This window comes from Polaribacter sp. YIW18 (assembly GCF_057219325.1).
Map to the genome: position 1 here is coordinate 234,130 of NZ_JBXVVE010000004.1, position 16,537 is coordinate 250,666.

General features: G+C 29.2%; 15 protein-coding genes. 11 read left to right on the forward strand and 4 right to left on the reverse strand.

The annotated features are described in order from the left end of the window. Positions 1-145: 145 nt before the first annotated feature. Positions 146-814 carry a TrmH family RNA methyltransferase gene (locus tag AC2D6T_RS06425; RefSeq protein WP_484680877.1) on the forward strand — a complete coding sequence of 223 codons (669 nt, stop codon included), beginning with the start codon at positions 146-148 and terminating at the stop codon, positions 812-814. 253 nt (positions 815-1,067) lie between these two features. On the opposite strand, the gene AC2D6T_RS06430 is transcribed toward AC2D6T_RS06425, so the two are convergent. The 4 genes from AC2D6T_RS06430 to porX all read right to left on the reverse strand — a co-directional run bounded on the left by AC2D6T_RS06430 (position 1,068) and on the right by porX (position 4,829). Continuing rightward, entirely contained in the window at positions 1,068-1,436 is a 369-nt protein-coding gene (locus AC2D6T_RS06430) for a DUF4258 domain-containing protein (RefSeq protein WP_484680878.1), read from the reverse strand. Between the two features lie 47 nt (positions 1,437-1,483). Further along, positions 1,484-2,680, reverse strand: a complete 1,197-nt coding sequence (locus AC2D6T_RS06435) for an alanine dehydrogenase (protein WP_484680879.1) — start codon at positions 2,678-2,680, stop codon at positions 1,484-1,486. Positions 2,681-2,687: 7 nt separating this feature from the next. Beyond that, positions 2,688-3,095: a tRNA (adenosine(37)-N6)-threonylcarbamoyltransferase complex ATPase subunit type 1 TsaE gene (tsaE, locus tag AC2D6T_RS06440; RefSeq protein WP_484680880.1), complete on the reverse strand. Its 408-nt coding sequence runs from the start codon at positions 3,093-3,095 to the stop codon at positions 2,688-2,690. Between the two features lie 189 nt (positions 3,096-3,284). Continuing rightward, positions 3,285-4,829 (reverse strand): T9SS response regulator signal transducer PorX, encoded by a 1,545-nt coding sequence (porX, locus tag AC2D6T_RS06445; protein ID WP_484680881.1) that lies wholly within the window; start codon positions 4,827-4,829, stop codon positions 3,285-3,287. Positions 4,830-5,063: 234 nt separating this feature from the next. On the opposite strand from porX, the gene AC2D6T_RS06450 reads away from it, so the two are divergent. The 10 genes from AC2D6T_RS06450 to AC2D6T_RS06495 all read left to right on the forward strand — a co-directional run bounded on the left by AC2D6T_RS06450 (position 5,064) and on the right by AC2D6T_RS06495 (position 16,332). Further along, positions 5,064-6,287, forward strand: a complete 1,224-nt coding sequence (locus tag AC2D6T_RS06450) for an HD domain-containing protein (protein ID WP_484680882.1) — start codon at positions 5,064-5,066, stop codon at positions 6,285-6,287. A 45-nt stretch (positions 6,288-6,332) separates the two neighbouring features. Continuing rightward, positions 6,333-7,373: a UDP-3-O-(3-hydroxymyristoyl)glucosamine N-acyltransferase gene (gene lpxD, locus AC2D6T_RS06455; RefSeq protein ID WP_438988349.1), complete on the forward strand. Its 1,041-nt coding sequence runs from the start codon at positions 6,333-6,335 to the stop codon at positions 7,371-7,373. Further along, entirely contained in the window at positions 7,366-8,757 is a 1,392-nt protein-coding gene (locus AC2D6T_RS06460) for a bifunctional UDP-3-O-[3-hydroxymyristoyl] N-acetylglucosamine deacetylase/3-hydroxyacyl-ACP dehydratase (RefSeq protein ID WP_484680883.1), read from the forward strand. The genes lpxD and AC2D6T_RS06460 overlap by 8 nt, the downstream gene beginning before the upstream one ends. Positions 8,758-8,759: 2 nt before the next feature. Continuing rightward, positions 8,760-9,545 (forward strand): acyl-ACP--UDP-N-acetylglucosamine O-acyltransferase, encoded by a 786-nt coding sequence (lpxA, locus tag AC2D6T_RS06465; protein WP_484680884.1) that lies wholly within the window; start codon positions 8,760-8,762, stop codon positions 9,543-9,545. Between the two features lie 27 nt (positions 9,546-9,572). Then, the gene (gene efp / locus AC2D6T_RS06470) at positions 9,573-10,139 is read left to right on the forward strand and encodes an elongation factor P (RefSeq protein WP_438988351.1); all 567 of its coding nucleotides are present in this window, start codon (positions 9,573-9,575) and stop codon (positions 10,137-10,139) included. A gap of 65 nt (positions 10,140-10,204) precedes the next feature. Next, positions 10,205-11,128, forward strand: a complete 924-nt coding sequence (locus AC2D6T_RS06475) for a UDP-3-O-(3-hydroxymyristoyl)glucosamine N-acyltransferase (RefSeq protein ID WP_484680885.1) — start codon at positions 10,205-10,207, stop codon at positions 11,126-11,128. Positions 11,129-11,290: 162 nt separating this feature from the next. Continuing rightward, positions 11,291-12,163: a succinate--CoA ligase subunit alpha gene (gene sucD, locus AC2D6T_RS06480; RefSeq protein ID WP_484680886.1), complete on the forward strand. Its 873-nt coding sequence runs from the start codon at positions 11,291-11,293 to the stop codon at positions 12,161-12,163. A gap of 87 nt (positions 12,164-12,250) precedes the next feature. After that, positions 12,251-12,997 carry a 3-oxoacyl-[acyl-carrier-protein] reductase gene (fabG, locus tag AC2D6T_RS06485; protein ID WP_484680887.1) on the forward strand — a complete coding sequence of 249 codons (747 nt, stop codon included), beginning with the start codon at positions 12,251-12,253 and terminating at the stop codon, positions 12,995-12,997. 107 nt (positions 12,998-13,104) lie between these two features. Then, complete coding sequence (locus tag AC2D6T_RS06490) at positions 13,105-15,132, forward strand: VWA domain-containing protein (RefSeq protein WP_484680888.1); 2,028 nt, start codon at positions 13,105-13,107, stop codon at positions 15,130-15,132. Positions 15,133-15,501: 369 nt separating this feature from the next. Continuing rightward, complete coding sequence (locus AC2D6T_RS06495) at positions 15,502-16,332, forward strand: prohibitin family protein (RefSeq protein WP_298946690.1); 831 nt, start codon at positions 15,502-15,504, stop codon at positions 16,330-16,332. Positions 16,333-16,537 lie beyond the last annotated feature (205 nt).

Consider the following 16,537-nt stretch of genomic DNA (forward strand, 5'->3'; position numbering starts at 1 on the left):
TAATCTACTTTTAACAATAATAATTTACTATTAAGGGGTTAGTAGTATTTTTCTAAGGCAACTTATTTATAAGTTGCCTTTTTTACTTTTTTATATACATACAAACTTTTTTGTTTTTTAAAATATTTAATTTAAATTTTATTGTATGATAAATTTAAAGCTCTTAGAATTTTTTGAAAGTTTTTTAACAGAGAAAAGAAAAAACCTTTTTAAAACTGTTTTAGAAAATAGAACAAGACATTTTACAGTCGTTTTAGAAGATATTTATCAGTCACATAATGCAAGTGCTGTGGTTAGAACTTGCGATATTTTTGGTGTTCAAGACATTTACACCATAGAAAACAAATACAATAACAAAGTCTCTAGACATGTAGCTAAAGGTTCTCAAAAATGGTTAAATCATTTTAGATATAAAAGTGATGGCGATAATACCAAAGAATGTTTAAGTAATCTAAAATCAAAAGGATATCAGATCATAGCAACAACGCCCCACAACGATTCTTGCTTATTGCAAAATTTTGATGTTTCTAAAAAATCGGCATTTGTATTTGGGGTAGAAGCAGCCGGTGTTTCTGATTATGTTTTAGAAAATGCAGATGGTTTTTTAAAAATTCCTATGGTAGGTTTTACAGAAAGCTTAAATATTTCTGTCGCTGCTGCAATTATTTTACAAGACGTAACTACAAAACTTCGAAAATCTGAATTAGAATGGCAACTATCAACAGAAGAAAAAGAAATTTTGTATTTCGATTGGGTTAAAAAGTCGATTAAAAATGTAGCTAAAATAGAAGAACGTTTTTATGTAAACTTGTAATTATAAGTAAAAAAATGATATATATTATAAAAAAAATATAGATTTTACTTACTTTTTTAACTGAATTTCTTTTGGCAAAAAACTAGAAAATACAAGTTTAAAGACTTTAAAAATAACTTTCAATAAGGAGCGTTCAGTAAATGAAAACAATACGTAAATTAGATTGCAAAAGCTAAAATAGATACCAATAATTTTTATTTAAAACGTAAGTGATTTTCAACAGACAAGGTTTCAATAAAAAAAATGCAGCTTGTTAATTCACTATTATTTTTTCAATGGTAGCAATAGAATCGCAACGTTTTACTAATAAATTTATATTTTCTAACTCTTTTTTTCCTGTGATATAATAATCTGCACAAGGTTTTTGTCTTGGCTTGCTTTTTCCAAAATCAACATCGCCATTTTTTAATATGGTATTCACCTTTAAAGTATCAATATCAAAGTTTCTCATCACATTTTTTGCATTTTCTGAATAGGCTATTTTTCTGACGCGAATTGTTTTTAGTGTTCTTGCATCCATACCATAATCGAAAGTCGCATTTTTTTTCTGCCAAAAAAAATATACTCCAATAGAGCCGATAGATAAACCAATTAAATAGTAGAAAATTCTTTTTGTAAGCATTGTGATAATTTGAAAAGCAAAGATACTTTTTAAATATAAAAAGCGCCTTATAAAATTAACAAATTAATATCTCTAAAAGGTAAATCGAACCAGTCTGCTACAGTTTTGTTGGTTAAAACACCATGATAAAAATACATGCCATTTCGTAAACTTTTATCAAAACGCGCTGTGTTTTCAAAACCGCCTTCTTCTGCAATGTTAAGTAAATATGGTGTAAAAATATTACTAATAGAAACAGAGGCAGTTCTAGAATAACGTGCAGGAATATTGGGTACACAATAATGAATAACCCCGTGTTTTACAAAAGTAGGTGTTTTATGTGTTGTTATGTTAGAGGTTTCAAAACAGCCTCCTCTATCTATAGCAACATCTACTATTACTGCACCTTCTTTCATTTTTTCTATCATTTCTTCTGTAGCGCAAATAGGACTTCTATTTTTACCTCGAACGGCTCCTATAGCAACATCGCAACGCATTAAAGCTTTTAAAATAGTCTTTGGTTGTAATGTGCTAGTGTAAATTGGCGCATTTAAGCAATCTTGTAACTTTCTTAATTTGCTTATAGAATTATCAAATACTTTAACTCTTGCACCTAAACCAATGGCTGTTTTTGCAGCATATTCGCCAACCGTACCTGCACCAAAAATTACAACACTTGTTGGGGGTACACCACCAATATTACCAAAAAGTAAACCATTTCCTTTATTTAAACCGCTCATTAATTCGCCAGCAATTAAAATAGAGGCAGTACCAGCAATTTCGCTTAACGATTTTACAATCGGGTAAGAATAATGGTCGTCTTTGATGTAATCAAAAGCAATGGCAGTAATTTTTTTCTTTGATAAGCTTTCAAAATATTGTTTAGATTGTGTTTTTAATTGTAAAGAAGAAATTAAAATAGTTTTCGGATTTATATATTCGATTTCTTTTTCTGTAGGAGGTGCTACCTTTAAGACAATATTACATTTAAAGGCTTCTTCTATGTTGTAAGAAATTTTTGCACCATTATCAGAATATTCTTTATCTGTAAAACTTGCACCATCTCCTGCACCTGTTTCTATAACAACTCTATGTCCATTAGAAGTTAAAGCACCTACAGCATCTGGTGTTAAACAAACACGTTTTTCGCTTAAATAGGTTTCTTTTGGCAAGCCAATAAACAATTCTCCTTTTTGTTTTTTAATTTCTAGCATTTCTTCTTGAGGTAGCAAATCTTTTTTGCTAAATGGAGAATAAGAACTCATAGGTTGTTTATTTTAGTTGAATATTACGTTGTCCATCTTCTAAAACTGATAAATGAATTTCAACAACTTCTAAAGGTAATAAATTTTCCACATTTTCTGGCCATTCTATCAAACACCAATTATTATTGTAAAAATAATCGTCAATACCCATATCTAAAGCTTCTTCTTCCTCTTCAATTCTATAAAAATCAAAATGAAAAATGCTTTCATTATTTTTTGTTTGATATTCATTTACCAATGAAAAAGTAGGAGAGGAGATGTTATCTAAAACACCTAGCTGTTTGCAGATTTCTTTGATTAAAGTGGTTTTACCTACACCCATTTCTCCATAAAACAATAGCGTTTTATTTTTTACAGAGGTAATTACTGCAGTTGCAATTTCTGATAGGTTTTCTAATGAATAGCTTTTGTACATTTGGCAAAAATACTTAAAATCTAATTGACTTTTTAAATAGTAATAGATGTTTTGATGTTACTAAAAACTGCAAATTATTTCCCATCATACCTATAATTCTCTATAATTTTAAAATAGAACAAACAATCTTCTAAAACTTGACCAGATCTAATAATATATAATTAAATACTGTTTTGGTCTTTAGGTTTTTTATTTCGGACTATAAACAGCACAAGGAATAATTACTTCTTCTAAAGAAACACCACCATGTTGATACGTGTTTTTGTAATATTTTACAAAGTGATTAAAATTATTAGGATATGCAAAAAACAAGTCTTCTTTAGCAAAAATAAAAGGTGCATTCATAGCTATGGTTGGTAAAAAAATATCTTTTGGATTTCTAACAGCGTACACATCTTTTTCTTCGTAAGACAAACTTCTACCTGTTTTATATCGCAGGTTAGAACTAATGTTTTTATCGCCAATTACTTTTGTTGGGCTTTTACAATTAATAGTACCATGATCTGTAGTGATAATTAATTTTTGTCCTAGACTTTGTGCTTTCTGAATAATTTCAAACAAAGGCGAGTTTTTAAACCAACTTAACGTTAAACTTCTGTACGCTTTATCATCACCAGCCAATTCTTTAATCACTTCCATTTCTGTTTTTGAGTGCGATAAAATATCAACAAAGTTATACACCACAGCAGTTAAATCGTTTTGTTTGGTGCCATTATAGTTGTCTGCTAATTCTTTTCCGTTTTTAAGTGATGATATTTTATAATATTCGTGTTTAATATCTAAACCTAAACGTTTTATTTGTGCCGATAAAAACTCATTTTCATACAAGTTCATACCACCTTCATCGGTATCGTTTTTCCAATATTGTGGGTATTTTTTTTCCATCTCAGATGGCATCAATCCAGAAAAAATAGCATTTCTAGCATATTGTGTAGCTGTTGGTAAAATAGAAAAATAAGTATTTTCTACTTCTTTTTTATAATGATTGTTAATTAAAGGTTCTAAAATACGGTATTGGTCATAACGTAAATTATCTATTACAACCCATAAAACACCTTGATCTTTGCTTAATTCTGGCACTACATAATCTTTAAATAATGTGTGTGAAAATGTTGGTTTGTTATGTGCCGTTAAATAATCTTCATAATTTTTTTTCATGAATTTAAAAAACTGAGAATTGGCTTCTTGTTTTTGGCTTTCTAAAATCCCCAACATTCCTGCGTCACTAATATTTTCTAATTCCAGTTCCCAGTGAATTAGTTTTTTATACAATTCAATCCAATCTTCGTAAGAATTTACCATGGCCAAATCCATAGAAATTTTTCTAAATTCTTGTTGATAATTAGAGGTTGTTTTTTCAGAAACCAGCCTAGAATTGTCTAGATTCTTTTTTAAACTTAATAAAATCTGATTCGGGTTTACAGGTTTTATTAAATAATCTGCAATTTTAGAGCCAATTGCTTCCTCCATAATATATTCTTCTTCACTTTTGGTAATCATTACCACTGGTAAATTGGCTTGTTTTTGTTTTATTTCAGATAAAGTTTCTAAACCTGTTAAACCAGGCATGTTTTCATCTAAAAAAACAATGTCAAAATTTTCTTCTGCTACTAAATTTATGGCATCTGCACCATTTGTACAGGTAGTTACCTTGTAGTTTTTTAATTCTAAAAATAAAATATGTGGCTTTAACAACTCAATTTCATCATCTACCCATAATATCTGTATGCTCATTTGTATTTTGTATTTATTTTTTAACGTTAAAATTATAGTTTTGTTACTTTTTTAAGGTTTTTAAAATGATAAAATATTGCCAATTTTATAAATACCTAGAAATCACTTATATTTTAAATTAAATTAGCGAATGCCTATATTAAAAAATTAGAAACCATATTAATAAAATAAATAGTTGCAAATTCTTTGTTTTATATTGTATTTTGCAATAAGATTGATAAATATTTTTAAATTTTGAAGAAAAAACAAGCCAATAAACTTAAAATATTAAACGACCCCATTTACGGTTTTATTCAAATTCCGAATTCATTAATTTTTGATATTATAGAACACCCATATTTTCAACGTTTAAGGAGAATTACGCAAATGGGTTTTTCAAATTTAGTGTATCCAGGAGCAAACCATACCAGATTTCATCATGCAATTGGTTGTATGCATTTAATGCAAAAAGTAATTACCGTTTTGCGTTTTAAACAAGTAGCCATTTCTAAAGAAGAAGAAAATGCCTTGTATGTTGCTATTGTGTTGCACGATATTGGTCATGGTGCTTTTTCTCATGCCTTAGAACACAGCATTGTAAATGGTATTTCTCACGAAGAGATTTCTTTAAGATTTATGAAAGAATTAAATAAAGAATTTGGAGGGAAATTAACCTTAGCGATAGAAATTTTTGAAGGTAAAAATCCACGTAAATTTTTATGCCAATTAATTTCTAGTCAGTTAGATATAGACCGATTAGATTATTTAAAAAGAGACAGTTTTTATACAGGTGTTACAGAAGGTAATATTTCATCAGACAGATTAATAGCTATGATGAATATAAAAAACGACGAATTAGTTTTAGAGAAAAAAGGAATTTATTCTGTAGAAAAATTTTTAATTGCCAGAAGGTTAATGTATTGGCAAGTATATTTACATAAAACAGGTTTGGTAGCAGAAAATATTTTGGTAAATGTTTTAAAAAGAGCAAAAGAATTGGCAGAAAAAGGAGAGGAGTTATATGCAAGTTCTTCTTTAAAATACTTTTTACAAAACCCAATAACTGCCAATAATTTTACTGAAAAAACTTTAGAAATGTTCTCTAAATTAGACGATTTTGATGTGCTTTCGGCTATCAAAGAGTGGGTGCATCATAAAGATAAAGTACTATCTTTATTGTCAAAAATGATTGTAGATAGAAAATTATTACGTATCGAAATTCAAAAGAATAATTTCGAAGCAAGTTATATTCAAAAAAAACAAGATTATGCAGTGAAGAAACTTCAAATTTTAAAAGAAGATGCTCATTATTTTGTTTTTCATCAACAAATAAGTAATCAAGCATATAATTTAAAGAGTCCAATTTTAATTTTAAATAAAAAAGGAAAGTTAAAAGATATTGCAAAAGCATCAGATCAATTAAACATAGAGGCTTTAACAATCCCAGTAATTAAACATTTTATTTGCTATCCAAAATAGCAGGATATTAGCCAAAACCGTATTATTTTTATATTTTTGCAATTGATGAAATTTAAAGCACAACAAATAGCGGATATTTTAGAAGGTGATGTCGTTGGAAATCCTGAAGAAGAAGTATCTAAACTTTCTAAAATAGAAGAAGGAGAAAAAGGTTCGTTAACCTTTTTATCAAATCCAAAGTACAACGCATATTTGTATACAACAAATGCCTCAATTGCAATTGTAAATAAAAGTTTTGTACCAGAAAAGGAAATACAAACTACTTTAATAAAAGTAGATAATGCCTATCAATCTTTTTCTAAACTATTAGAGTTTTATAACGATGTAAAAAACAATAAAATAGGTAGAGAACAACCAAGTTTTATAGCAGATTCTGCTGTAATTGGTATTAAAGAATATATAGGTGCATTTGCTTATGTTGGTGAAAATGTTAAATTAGGAGACAATGTAAAAATATATCCTAATTCTTATATTGGAGATAATACAGTAATTGGTAATAATACTGTAATTTTTTCTGGTGTAAAAATATATTCAGAAACAGTTATTGGCGCTAATTGCAAAATACATTCAGGCGCAATTATTGGTGCAGATGGTTTTGGTTTTGCACCCGATGAAAATGGAGCATACAAAGCAATACCACAAATTGGTAATGTAATAATAGAAGATAATGTAGATATTGGCTCAGCATCTACCATAGATAGAGCAACATTAGGATCTACAATTATTAGAAAAGGGGTAAAGTTAGACAATCAAATACAGATTGCCCACAATGTAGAAGTTGGAGAAAACACTGTAATAGCCTCACAAACAGGTATTGCAGGTTCTACTAAAATAGGTAAAAACTGTATGATTGCTGGTCAAGTAGGTGTTTCAGGCCATTTAAAAATTGGCGACAATGTTAAAGTTTTAGCACAAGCTGGAATTTCTAAAAACATAAAAGACAATCAAATTGTAAATGGTACACCAGCTTTTAAAGTACAAGACTACAATAAAAGCTATGTATACTTCAAAAATTTACCAAAATTAGTTACTAAAATAAATCAACTAGAAAAAGATATTAATACTCAAAAAAACAATAATGAGTAAGAAACAAAAAACCATAAAACAACAAGTAAGTTTATCTGGTGTTGGCTTACATACAGGTAATACAGTTACAATGACATTTAAACCTGCTCCAGCAAACCACGGTTTTGCATTTAGTAGAGTAGATTTAGAAGGCATACCTACCATAGAAGCTAGAGCAGAATATGTAGTAAACACCCAAAGAGGAACTAACTTAGAAAAAAACGGTGTTCAAATACAAACTTCAGAGCACGTGTTAGCAGCAGCTGTAGGTTTAGATATAGACAATTTATTAATAGAAATAAATGCTTCTGAACCTCCAATTATGGACGGATCTTCTAAATATTTTATAGAAGCTTTAGAAAAAGCAGGTATAGAAGAGCAAGAAGTTGAAATAGAAGAATACGTAGTCAAAGAAATTATTTCTTACAAAGACGATGTTTCTGGTAGCGAAATTATCCTAATGCCATCAAACGAATATCAAGTTACAACAATGGTAGATTTTGGGACTAAAATATTAGGTACGCAAAATGCTACTTTAGAAACTATGGTAGATTTTAAAGATGAAATTGCAGATGCTAGAACTTTTAGTTTTTTACATGAAATAGAAATGCTTTTAGAAAACGATTTGATAAAAGGTGGAGATTTAAATAATGCTATAGTGTATGTAGATAAAGAATTATCAGAAAATACTATGCAAAAATTAAAGAAAGCCTTTAATAAAGATGATATAGCAGTTAAATCTAATGGTATATTAGACAATTTAACTTTACATTGGGCAAATGAAGCTGCTAGACATAAATTATTAGATGTTATTGGTGATTTAGCATTAGTGGGTACAAGAATAAGAGGTAAAGTAATTGCCAACAAACCAGGCCATTTAGTAAATACTTTATTTGCTAAAAAACTAGCAAAAATTATCAAACAAGAAAAAAGAAATAACGTACCAAAATACGATTTAGATCTTCCTCCATTATTAGACATTCACCAAATAATGGATATTCTACCTCACAGACCCCCATTTTTATTGGTAGACAGAATTATAGAACTTTCTGATAAGCATGTTGTGGGTATGAAAAATGTAACAATGAATGAGGATTTCTTTGTAGGGCATTTTCCAGGATCTCCAGTAATGCCAGGTGTGTTACAAGTAGAAGCCATGGCACAATGTGGTGGGATTTTAGTACTGAGTACAGTGCCAGATCCAGAAAATTACTTAACTTATTTTATGAAAATGGATAATGTTAAGTTCAAGCAAAAAGTGTTGCCTGGAGATACTTTAATATTTAAAGCAGAGTTAATCACACCTATAAGAAGAGGAATTTGTCACATGCAAGCTTATGCTTATGCTAATGGTAAATTAGTTGCAGAAGCAGAATTAATGGCGCAAATTGCTAAAAAGAAATAATTATGAATCAACCATTAGCATACGTTCATCCGCAAGCAAAAATTGCTAGAAATGTTGTAATAGAACCATTTACAACTATACACAATAATGTAGAAATTGGTTCTGGTACTTGGATAGGATCTAACGTAACCATTATGGAAGGTGCTAGAATTGGTGAAAATTGTAGAATTTTTCCAGGTGCTGTTATTTCTGGTATACCACAAGATTTAAAGTTTGATGACGAAGAAACAACTGTAGTTATTGGTGATAATGTTACCATTAGAGAATGTGTAACTATTAACAGAGGTACGTCAGACAGAATGAAAACAGTTATCGGAAATAATTGTTTAATCATGGCATATTGCCATATTGCACACGATTGTTACGTAGGCAATAATTGTATTTTCTCAAACAATTCAACATTAGCAGGCCATGTTACTATTGGAGATAATGTGGTTTTAGCAGGTATGGTTGCTGTACATCAATTTGCTTCTGTAGGTAAACATGCTTTTGTTACAGGAGGTTCTTTAGTTAGAAAAGATGTACCACCTTATGTAAAAGCCGCAAGAGAACCTTTATCATATGTAGGTATTAATTCTGTTGGTTTAAGAAGACGTGGTTATACCACAGATAAAATTAGAGAAATACAAAATATATATAGAATATTATTTCAAAAAAACTACAATTACTCGCAAGCAATTCAGATTATAGAAGCAGAAATGGAGGCAACTTCAGAAAGAGACGAAATTGTACAGTTTATAAAAGACTCTCATAGAGGAATAATGAAAGGATATTTTAATTCAAACTAAAATTACATTTAAAATAACAATATATAAATGGCAACAACATCAGACATTAGAAACGGATTGTGTATTAGATACAATAATGATATTTATAAAATAGTAGAATTTTTACACGTAAAACCAGGAAAAGGACCTGCTTTTGTAAGAACAAAATTAAAAAGTGTTACCAACGGTAAAGTTATAGACAATACATTTCCAGCAGGTAGAAAAATTGAAGATGTTAGAGTAGAAACACATAAATTTCAATATTTATATAATGATGGAGATACGTATCATTTTATGAATGAGCAAGATTACTCTCAAATACAATTACAAAAAAATGTTTTAGATACACCAGAGTTAATGAAAGAAGGTGAAATTGTAACTATTATTATCAATTCTGAAGATGACATGCCACTTTCTGTAGAAATGCCAGCCAGTGTTATTTTAGAAGTTACGCATACAGAGCCTGGTGTTAAAGGTAACACAGCAACCAATGCAACAAAACCTGCAACAGTAGAAACTGGTGCAACCGTAAATGTACCTTTATTTATAAATGAAGGTGATAAAATTAAGGTTGAAACCACTAAAGGTTCTTATCAAGAAAGAATTAAAGAGTAATTGTATTTGGTAGTAGCATTTATAATTCGGCTAATAACAGATAACAAACAGCTAATAGCTATTTAATGAAATTCAAAAAACCACAGACATTACAACAAATTGCAGCTTTGTTAAAAGTTGATTTTGTTGGTGATGCTAATTTTGAAATTTTAGGGATTAATGAAATTCATGTTGTAGAGAAAGGAGATATTGTTTTTGTAGATCACCCAAAATATTACGACAAAGCATTAAATTCTAATGCAACTACCATTTTAATCAATAAAACTGTAGCCTGTCCAGAAGGAAAATCATTATTAATATCTGAAGATCCTTTTAGAGATTTTAATAAAATAACCAATCATTTCAATCCATTTATTGCCTCAAAAGCAAGTATTTCAGATTCTGCAAAAATAGGAGAGAATACTATAATTCAGCCAAATGTTTTTATAGGAAATAATGTAAATATTGGTAAAAACTGTATAATACATTCTAATGTAAGTATTTATGATAATGTTGTAATAGGTAATAATGTAACCATACACGCAAATACTGTTTTGGGTGCAGATGCATTCTATTATAAAAATAGGCCAGAAGGTTTTGATAAACTATTATCTGGTGGAAGAGTGGTTTTAGAAGATCATGTAGATTTAGGAGCTTCTTGTACTATAGACAAGGGGGTAACAGGAGACACTACCATAAAAGCAGGTACAAAAATAGACAACCAAGTGCATGTTGGCCATGATACTGTAATAGGTAAAAAATGCTTAATAGCATCGCAAACAGGTATTGCAGGTTGTGTAATTATAGAAGATGAAGTAACTATTTGGGGACAAGTTGGAACCAATAGTGGCATAACTATAGGGAAGGGCGCTGTTATTTTAGGACAAACTGGTGTTACAAAATCGGTTTCAGGAAATAAAACTTATTTTGGTACGCCAATTTCTGAATCTAGAAAAAAATTAAAAGAAATGGCAGAAATTAAACGTTTCTTAAAAGATAGAAATCATTAAAATTATAATTTAACTTTTTATAAAGAATTTTACAATAAGAAAAACTATATTTTCTTTTTTAAAAACAATCAATAAGTTATTTTTGCATAGAATAAAATTAATCGAACTCCATTTATTTCTTTTTTTAGAAATTCAATATAAAATGGGCTTAAAAACAAACCAATGAGTGTTTTAGTAAATAAAAATTCAAAAATAATAGTACAAGGTTTTACAGGTAGCGAAGGTACTTTTCATGCAGGTCAAATGATAGATTATGGTACCAATGTTGTTGGTGGAGTTACTCCAGGTAAAGGAGGCCAAGAACACTTAGGGAAACCTGTTTTTAACACAGTTGTAGATGCTGTAGAAAAAGTACAAGCAGATACTTCTATTATTTTTGTACCACCTGCTTTTGCTGCAGATGCAATAATGGAGTCTGCAGATGCAGGTATTAAAGTAATTATTTGTATTACAGAAGGTATACCAACTGCAGATATGGTAAAGGTTAAAGCTTATATTGCAGATAAAGACTGTAGATTAGTTGGCCCAAATTGCCCAGGTGTAATCACACCAGATGAAGCTAAAGTTGGTATTATGCCTGGTTTTATCTTTAAAAAAGGTAAAGTAGGTATTGTGTCTAAATCTGGTACATTAACTTATGAGGCTGCAGACCAAGTTGTAAAACAAGGTTATGGTATTACTACCGCAATTGGTATTGGCGGTGATCCAATTATTGGAACTACTACAAAAGAAGCTGTAGAAATGTTAATGAATGATAACGAAACTGAAGCAATTGTAATGATTGGTGAAATTGGTGGAAACCTAGAAGCAGAAGCTGCACAATGGATAAAAGCAGACGGAAATAGAAAGCCAGTTGTTGGTTTTATTGCAGGACAAACTGCTCCAGCAGGAAGAACAATGGGACATGCTGGTGCAATAGTTGGAGGTGCAGATGATACAGCACAAGCAAAAATGAAAATTTTAGCAGCAAATGGCGTGCACGTTGTAAGTTCTCCAGCAAAAATTGGCGAAATGGTTGCAAGTGTTTTAAAATAACTAATATTAGATTATAACAAACCAAATAAATTCCCGTGAAAACGGGAATTTCTTTTTTATATTTGAAAATCAACTAAATAGTACATTATGAAATTATTAGAAAATAAATCTGCAATTGTTACAGGAGCAACTAGAGGAATTGGTAAAAGTATTGCAGTAGAATTTGCTAAACAAGGTGCAAATGTTGCATTTACATATAACGCTTCTGTAGATGCTGCAAAAGCTTTAGAAAAAGAACTTACCTCTTATGGTGTAACTGCAAAAGGATATCAATCTAATGCTGCAGATTTTAGTGCTGCACAAGAATTAGCTAAAGAAGTACAAAAACAATTTGGAAGCATAGATATTTTAGTAAATAATGCTGGTATTACAAAAGATAACTTGTTGATGCGTATTTCTGAAGAAGATTTTGATAAAGTGATAGAAGTAAACTTAAAATCTGTTTTTAACTTAACAAAAGCAGTCATAAGACCAATGATGAAACAAAGAGCAGGTTCTATTATTAATATGAGTTCTGTAGTTGGTTTAAAAGGAAATGCAGGACAAGCAAATTATGCAGCATCAAAAGCTGGTATTGTTGGTTTTTCTAAGTCTGTAGCTCTAGAACTAGGCTCTAGAAACGTAAGAAGCAACGTAATTGCACCAGGTTTTATAGAAACAGAAATGACAGCAAAATTAGATGAAGCTACTGTGCAATCTTGGAGAGATGGAATCCCTTTGAAAAGGGGAGGACAACCTATAGATATAGCAAACGCATGTGTGTTTTTAGCTTCTGATATGAGTGCTTACATTACCGGGCAAACTATATCTGTAGATGGTGGTATGTTAACGTAAAAACATATTTATAAATATAACTAAAGTTATAAACCTGCAATAAAATTAACGTTGTAGGTTTTCTTTTTTAGGATAGTTATTTATATCTTTCACACAAATAAAAAACATTGCAGTCTTTAACTTTATTGTATATCGTAATTGCTTTATTAATAAGTCTTTTTGTGGCTTATTTTCAGTATTTTTATAAAGCTAAAAATACGGCAAAAGTCACTATTTCACTTTTTTTTTTAAAAGCTTTATCACTTTTTTTATTGCTTTTACTGCTTATAAACCCAATAATAAAAACAACTACTTATCAAAATACAAAGCCTACACTTTCTGTTTTAGTAGATCATTCTAAATCTATTGAATTTTTTAACGAAGCAGTATCTGTAAAAGATATTGTAAATCAACTAAAAACAAACAATAGTTTAAACGATAAATTTGCGTTAGAAAACTTTGGTTTTGGCGATAATTTACAAGTTACAGATAGTGTTTTTTTTAATGCTAATGAAACCAATATTTATAAGGCCATAAACGGCTTAGATAATTTAAATAAAAGAAAAAATGCACCTATTATTTTAATAACAGATGGTAACCAAACCATTGGTAATGATTATGAGTTTATAAGTTCTAACAAAAAAATATATCCCATTGTTGTTGGAGATACCACTATATACAAAGACCTCAAAATAACTCAAGTAAATGTAAATAAGTATAGTTATATTAAAAATAAATTTCCTGTAGAAGTTATTTTAAATTATCAGGGCAAAGAAAGTATAACTACTAAATTTTCTATTTTTAATGGAGCTAAAATTGTTTTTACTAAGAATATTACTTTTTCTAAAGATGTAAATTCTAAAATTATAACCACAAATTTAACCTCAACTAAAGAAGGTTTAAATTATTATACTGCCTCTTTACAAAAAATAGAAAACGAAAAAAACACTCAAAATAACACCAAAAACTTTTCTGTAGAAGTTATAGACGAGCAAACAAAGGTATTAATTGTAACAGCTGTTTTACATCCAGATATTGGCGCAATAAAAAAGGCAATAGAAAGTAATAAACAACGTACAGTAGATGTTTTTTTAATTGATAAATTTAAAAAACAAATAAATGATTATCAATTAGTTGTTCTATGTGATCCAAACAATAAGTTTAATGATTTGCTGAATCAGATAAAACAAAATAATAGCAACTTTATTTTGGTTACTGGAACCAATACAGATTGGAATTTCCTAAATAAACAACAACTTGGTTTTTCAAAAAAGCACATCAATCAAACAGATAATTATGGCGCTAATTACAACAGTAGTTTTTTAACTTTTCTACAAAAGGATATTGGTTTTGATCAATTTGCTCCTTTAGAAGATAAATTTGGCGAAGTAATATTTTCGAAAGATCATCAAAATTTATTAACACAAAAAATAAATGGTATTCAAACAGAACAACCTTTGTTATCTGTTTTAGATGTAAATAATCAAAAAATTAGCGTTGTTTTTGGTGAAGGAATTTGGAAATGGAGAGCCAGTAGTTTTTTAAATACCAACTCCTTTCAAGAGTTTGACCAATTTATTGGAAATCTAGTGCAATTTACGGCATCCAATAAAAAAAGAAGTCGTTTAGAGGTAAATACAGATAATTTATATCCAGCCAACTCTAACATTAATATTTCTGCATTTTACACTGATAAAAATTATAAGTTTGATGCTAGAGCATCTATAGAAATTACTATAACAAATACCGCTACAAAAGAAGTTAAGAAGTTGCCTTTATCACTTATAAACAACTCTTATCAAGTTTCTATAGATAATTTAATTTCTGGTGATTATATTTTTAGTGTAGAGGTTTTAGGGCAAAATATTAAAAAATATGGTAAATTTAAGATATCAGATTACCAAATAGAAGAACAGTTTACGAGTGCGAACAAAAATAAATTACAAAAATTAGCCTCTAAAACAGGAGGAAAGCTGTATTATAAAAACCAAATAGAAAGCTTAATTCAACATCTAATAGAAGATAAAACCTATTTTACAACTCAAAAATCTATAGAAAAAGAACAAAATTTAATTGATTGGAAATGGATTTTATTTTTAGTGGTAGTTCTCTTTACTGCAGAGTGGTTTATCAGAAAATATTTTGGTAAAATCTAATCAACTACTTTAAAAATCCATCTTTTAAAGTGATAAAAGATAGTCTGTAAAATTATGATCATCACCATCATCATTCTGCTACTAACAATATGAGTATTTTTTTTTAAAATAATCGAATTTATTGGTGGTTTTACAGAAAAAAGTTTCGGTTATAATGTGTGATTTTATTTACCATTTAAGCGATTTTTTAAACTTTAGAATGCTAGAAAAGAATCTGAAACTATCAAAAAAGATATAAAAGTTGTTATGAATTGTATATTTATTTTAAATCATAGTACATTATAGTTTCATGATTTAGAAGATTGTGTTTATATAGATTGTGTTTCATCAAGTTAATTCGTAAATTTGATAAACTTTAAAATAAAAAAAATGTCAAGAAATCAAGCAGAACTTAATTTTCCAAAAGGTGGTGTCCTTTTTATTATAGCAGCCGTAGTTTTAATTATATTATTTTCTAGATCCACAGTAACTATTGGTCCTGGTGAAGGTGGTGTAGTTTTCGAAAGATTTGGAGATGGTATCAACATAGAAAAAACATATGGAGAAGGTTTTCAAATAGTAGCTCCTTGGAACGAAATGATTGTGCGTAAAGTGCGTCAGCAATCTATTTCAGATGAAATGAATGTTTTATCTGTAAACGGATTAGAAGTGAAGGTGAGTGGTACAGTTTGGTATGAACCAGAATTTTCTAAACTTGGACTTTTAATTAAAACAAAAGGAGAAGATTATGAGCGTGAATTATTAGATCCAGCAATTAATGCAGCTGCAAGAAGTGTTGTAGGGCGCTATACCCCAGAACAATTATATTCTAGTAAAAGAGATGTAATTGAACAAGAAATTTTAGATGAAGTAACAAAACTTTTAGCAGACCAATATTTAATTGTAAAAAGAGTTTTGGTAGAAGATGTAAAATTACCACCAACAATTAGAACCGCAATAGAAACTAAATTAAAGCAAGAACAAGAGTCTTTAGAATATGAGTTTAGATTAGCAAAAGCTAAAAAAGAAGCAGAAAGACAAAAAATTGATGCAGAAGGTAAAGCTGTGGCAAACAAAATTTTAAGTGCTTCTTTAACGGATAAAATTTTACAAGAAAAAGGCATTGAAGCTACTTTAGAGCTTTCTAAATCTCCAAATAGTAAAGTTGTTTTAATTGGTTCAGGTAAATCTGGTATGCCAATTATATTGGGTAACCAATAAAATAAAAAACATATTTTAAAAAAAAAATCTAGCTTTTGCTAGATTTTTTTTGTTTCATACTTGTTTAAATGTAATATCTAAAGTTCTGTAAAACAAAAAATATAGTGTAACTAATTTCTAGGTTCAACGTCTTATTTATGGACACTTTCCTAAAAACGGTGTAAGTTTAAAAATTCAGGGTTAAATGGACACTATCCTAAAAAGC